Genomic DNA, 4577 nt, shown 5'->3' with positions numbered 1-4577 from the left:
ACCGTCGGACGCGCCGGGAGCGACGTCCGGCCCCGCCACGGAGGCCCCCACCACGCCGCCGGGGGCCCCGGACACGCCGCCGGCGTCGGGGCCCCGGTTCGAGGAGTGGGTGGACGAGGTCGCCGGATGGCTGGACATCCCGCGTCGCGCGATGCACGCCTACGCCGCGGCGACCGTGACCCTCAGCGACGAACAGCCGCAGTGCAACCTCTCCTGGGTGACGCTGGCCGGGGTGGGGCGGACGGCCAGCGACCACGGCCGCACGGGGGACCGCGCGATCACCGACGACGGCACGGTCTCCGACCCGATCGGCACGATCGAGGTGCACGACTTCGAGGGGACGGTGGTCTCGCAGCCGGGCGCGGCGGGGCCGCTGCAACTCGCCCCCCGGGTGTGGCGGGAATGGCAGGCGAGCGCCACGCACGACACCCCCGACATCCAGGACCTCGACGACGCGGCCCTGACCGCGGGCCGTGCGCTGTGCGCCGACGGGCGGGACCTCTCCGACGGCGACGGGTGGCTGGCCGGGGTGTCCGCGCTGCACGACGAGCCGCTGTTCCTGCACCGGACGCTGGCCACCGCGAACGTGTACGGCACGGTCGGTCAGGACGGCGACGAGCCCGACCCGGCGGTGCTGGACGCCGTCTTCTTCGCCATCGACAGGATCGGCCTGCCGTACGTGTGGGGCGGCAACGGCCGGGAGCGGGGCGATCAGGGTTTCGACTGTTCGGGACTGACCACGGCCGCCTACGGCGAGGCCGGGATCGACCTGCTGCGCACCGCGCACACCCAGTACCACAGCATCACCCCCGTCCCCGCCGGGGAACAGCCCCGGCTCGGGGACCTGGTCTTCTACGGCGAACCGGAGACCAAGATCCACCATGTCGGGCTCTACATCGGCAATCAGCAGATGATCGACGCCCCGACGTTCGGCCAGGCCGTCCAGGTGCACAACTACCGGCGCCCGGGGGACAACTACGCGGGGGCGGGCAGACCGACGGCCTGACCGACGAGGTGGGCCAACCCGGCCCGGCCTGTGTGCACCCCCAGTGCGCGCACAGTCCGGCCGGGTCGGACCCCGCCCGCGGGGCCACGACGGACGCGGACCACCCCGGACGGTGCCGAATACTTGCGCACTGTGCAAGTATCACGCAACGGATACGTGTGCTGACCCACAGAACCCGGCGCCGGTGCGCGCGGCTCACACAGGTTCGGGCTCCAGTTCCCCCCGTGCCCAGGCGGTCACCAGCTTCGCGGCGTTCTGCTGCCGGGGCATCGCCACGATCACCAGGTCGTCGCTGCGGAACCGGGTCCGCGGGGTCGGGATGAGCACCCGCCCGCCCCGGATGATCGTCGTGATCAGCCCCTGGGGTGGTGTGACCTCGCGGAGCTGCCGTCCGGCGAGATGCAGGTCGTCGGTGACCCGCACCTCGATCATCTCGGTGTTGATGTCGCCGATCGGCACGTCCTCGGCGACCGTCGCCGAGCTCGCGGACGGGTCGCGCAGGCCGAGCCAGCCGGCGACCGTGCGGATGCTGACCCCCTGCACCGCCGCGGAGACGAGCACGACGAAGAAGACCATGTTGAAGATGAACGCGCCGTCCGGGTATCCGGCGAGGAACGGGAACGTGGCCAGCACGATCGGCACCGCGCCGCGGAGCCCGACCCAGCACACGAAGACCAGTTCCCGCCAGGTGTAGCCCTGCCAGCCCAGGCACAGCAGGACCGCGATCGGCCGTGCTACCAGCACCAGCAGGACGGTCACGACGAGCCCGGGCGCGACGACCCCGGGCAGCTCGGACGGGAACACCAGCACGCCCAGCATGAGGAACAGGCCGACCTCGGCGGTGCTCGACAACCCCTGGTGGAACGTGCGGATACCCCTGCGGTGCAGCGGCACCTGCGCGCCCACCACGAGGCCGGTGACGTAGACGGCGAGGAACCCCGACGCCCCGACGGCCGCCGCGAGGCCGTAGGACATGCCCGCCACACCGAGGGCGAGCACCGGGTAGACCCCGGCGGGCCCGAGGTTGACCCGCATCAGCAGCCGACTCCCGACGAGTCCGACCCCGGCGCCGACGGCCAACCCACCGACCAGCTGGAGCGCGGCGAACCCCGCCCAGTCCCACACGCCGGGATCCCCGCGCCAGGTCTCCAACAACCCGATCGTCAGCATGATCGCGATCGGGTCGTTGGCGCCGGACTCGACCTCGAGCAACGAGGAGAGCCTGCGCGGGAGCGGGGCGCGACGCAGCATCGCGAACACCGCCGCCGCGTCGGTGGAGGCCACGACCGCACCGATGAGCAGCGCCGTCATCAGGTCGAGGTCGAGCAGCAGGTACACCGCCGCCCCGAGCGCGGCCGCGGTGAGGACCACGGCCACCGTGGCCAGCATCATGCCGGGCACGGCGGCCTGCCGGACGTCCCGGGGTTTGGTGGTCAGCCCACCCTCGTAGAGGATGAGCAACAGCGCTATGGTTCCCCCGATCTGGGCGACGCGGGGGTCGTCCAGCGTGACCAACTGGAGCCCTTCGTCGCCGATGACCATGCCGAGTACGAGAAACAGCAGCAGGCCGGGCAACCGGAGCCGGTTCGCGAACCCGGCCGCGAGCACACCCCCCACCAACAGTGTCGCCACGAGCAGGATCCACCAGTCGGCAGGTAGTTGGAGGCTCATAACTCCCCGGGGTTCGGAGGCGGGACCGTACCCGGAGTTTACCTTTCGTGCAGCGTCGACCTCGCTGATCCGGGTGAGGCGAAGTGGACATGGTTGACACCACCGTGTCGGTGACGCGGGTGCTGGTGCCGCTGGACGCCTCCGACTGGTCCCGGCAGGTCCTGGACCCGGCCGTGCGGATCGCCCGGGCGAGCGGGTGCCCGATGGAGCTGGTCACCGTCTACGACCCGGTGCGCGGCAACTGGGCGCAGGACCTCGACGAGCTGGCCGACGGCCTGCCGCACGACGACATCGACGTCAGCGTCGTGGGCGCGGGCTGGCCCGGGGACGTGATCGCCGGGATGGCCGGGGAGCAACGGGGGACGCTGCTGTGCATGTCCGCGCTGCACCGTGACGAACTCGCCCGCCTCGTGCTGGGCAGCGTCTCGGCGCACGTGCTGCGGGCCGCGGAGGAGCCCGTCCTGCTGGTCGGTCCGGGTCACCGCGCCGAGGACGCGCCGGAACGGTACCGGCGGCTGGTGGTGTGCCTCGACGGTTCCACGCGGTCGGAGTCCGCGCTGACCGCCGCGCGGGCGTGGGGCCGGGACTTCGGGCTGGAGCTCGAACTCGTGCACGTCGCCGATCCCACCCGGTCCGACGTGGAGCGGGAACGCCTGCACACCCGCCTGACCGGGGTCGCCGACGAGCTGAGCGGGAGCACCGTGCCGACCACGGCGACCCTGCTCACCGGGGACAACCCCGCCGAGGCGATCGCGGAACTGCTCGGCGAACGCCCCGACGCGCTCGCCCTCACCGCCAGCCACGGGCGCACCGGCTTCACCCGGCTGCTGCTGGGCGGCGTCACGGCCGAGCTGTTGACCCGGAGCCCGTGCCCGGTGCTGGTCAGTCCGACGTCGGACTGACCCCGCCCGGGTGCCCCCGCACCTCCAGCGAGGACAGCAGCTCGGCCGTCGCCGCCTCGACGGCGTCCACGGCCCGGTCGAACGCCGCCACGTTGTGCGCCGCGGGCTGCCGGAAGCCGGAGACCTTCCGGACGTACTGCAACGCCGCCGCCCGGATGTCGGTGTCACTGACGGCCTCGGCGTACGGCGGTCGCAGCGTCCTGATGTTTCGGCACATACCGGCATTCTCCGCCCACCCCCGCGAGCCCACACCCCAACACCGCGAGTCGCCACTCCAGAACCGCGAGTCGCCACTCCAGAACCGCGAGTCGCCACTCCAGAACCGCGAGTTGACGTTTCATGGCCACGAGTCGGCGCCCCCGGACCGTGTGTCGGTCGCCCCGGGTCCATGTGCCGGGAGCCGACCGACAGGCCGGCATCCCGGCCCGAGGGCTACCCCGTGGTTTGGGACGTTGACTCACTGGAATCGCGGCGTCGACTCGGTGTCCTGGAGCGGCAACTCGCGGGCACATAGCGGCAACTCGCGGGGCACGGAGTGGCGACTCGCGGGCACGGGGTGGCGACTCGCGGTCAGGGGGTGGGGGTGCGTTCGGCTTTGCAGAGGAGGGCGGTGGGGGTGCGGCCGAGGCGGGTGAGGACCACGGTGGCCTCGTTCGGGCCGCGGGGCTTGAGCCTGCGGCGGAGCGCGTCCGGGTCGACGTCCAGCCCGCGGACGAGGATCTCCAGCCTGCCGACCTCGTGGGCGCGCAGGGTGGCCCGCAGCGTCTTCTCGCTGTAGTGGCCGTGGTCGAGCACCCGGAACGCCCGCACACCGGGAGGTGGGGCGTCCCCGGTCAGGTAGGCGATGTGCTCGTCGAGCTGCCACAGGCCGTGCCGGGCCGCGTAGTGCCGCACCAGGCCGGCGCGCACCACCGCCCCGTCCGGATCAACCAGCCACCGCCCGGGCGGGCCGACGGCCACGTCGTCCGGTTCGGCGTCGGTGATGCTCCAGCCGGTGC

5 protein-coding genes are annotated in these 4577 nt (G+C 72.7%); 2 read left to right on the top strand and 3 right to left on the bottom strand.

Going from position 1 to position 4577, the window contains the following annotated elements; translation table 11 throughout:
• On the top strand, nucleotides 1-1006 hold a 1006-nt coding region (locus tag ACTIR_RS24610; protein ID WP_065388616.1), incomplete at its 5' end, for a C40 family peptidase.
• 195 nt (nucleotides 1007-1201) lie between these two features.
• On the opposite strand, the gene ACTIR_RS0120445 is transcribed toward ACTIR_RS24610, so the two are convergent.
• A complete protein-coding gene (locus ACTIR_RS0120445) occupies nucleotides 1202-2677 on the bottom strand; it encodes a potassium/proton antiporter (RefSeq protein ID WP_026455663.1) in 1476 nt (491 codons plus the stop codon).
• A gap of 89 nt (nucleotides 2678-2766) precedes the next feature.
• On the opposite strand from ACTIR_RS0120445, the gene ACTIR_RS0120440 reads away from it, so the two are divergent.
• Nucleotides 2767-3579: a universal stress protein gene (locus ACTIR_RS0120440; RefSeq protein ID WP_026455662.1), complete on the top strand. Its 813-nt coding sequence runs from the start codon at nucleotides 2767-2769 to the stop codon at nucleotides 3577-3579.
• On the opposite strand, the gene ACTIR_RS0120435 is transcribed toward ACTIR_RS0120440, so the two are convergent.
• Together ACTIR_RS0120435 and ACTIR_RS24605 are read right to left on the bottom strand one after the other, a co-directional pair.
• Nucleotides 3560-3796, bottom strand: a complete 237-nt coding sequence (locus ACTIR_RS0120435) for a DUF2277 domain-containing protein (RefSeq protein WP_026455661.1) — start codon at nucleotides 3794-3796, stop codon at nucleotides 3560-3562. The two genes, ACTIR_RS0120440 and ACTIR_RS0120435, sit on opposite strands and share 20 nt — an antisense overlap.
• 353 nt (nucleotides 3797-4149) lie before the next feature.
• A partial coding sequence (locus ACTIR_RS24605) for a THUMP-like domain-containing protein (protein ID WP_034241218.1) occupies nucleotides 4150-4577 on the bottom strand: 428 nt, incomplete at its 5' end.

Source organism: Saccharomonospora iraqiensis subsp. iraqiensis (genome assembly GCF_000430445.1).
Lineage (GTDB): Bacteria > Actinomycetota > Actinomycetes > Mycobacteriales > Pseudonocardiaceae > Saccharomonospora > Saccharomonospora iraqiensis.
The sequence above is the reverse complement of the archived record's forward strand: the minus strand, read 5'-3'. Positions and strand labels throughout refer to the sequence as shown.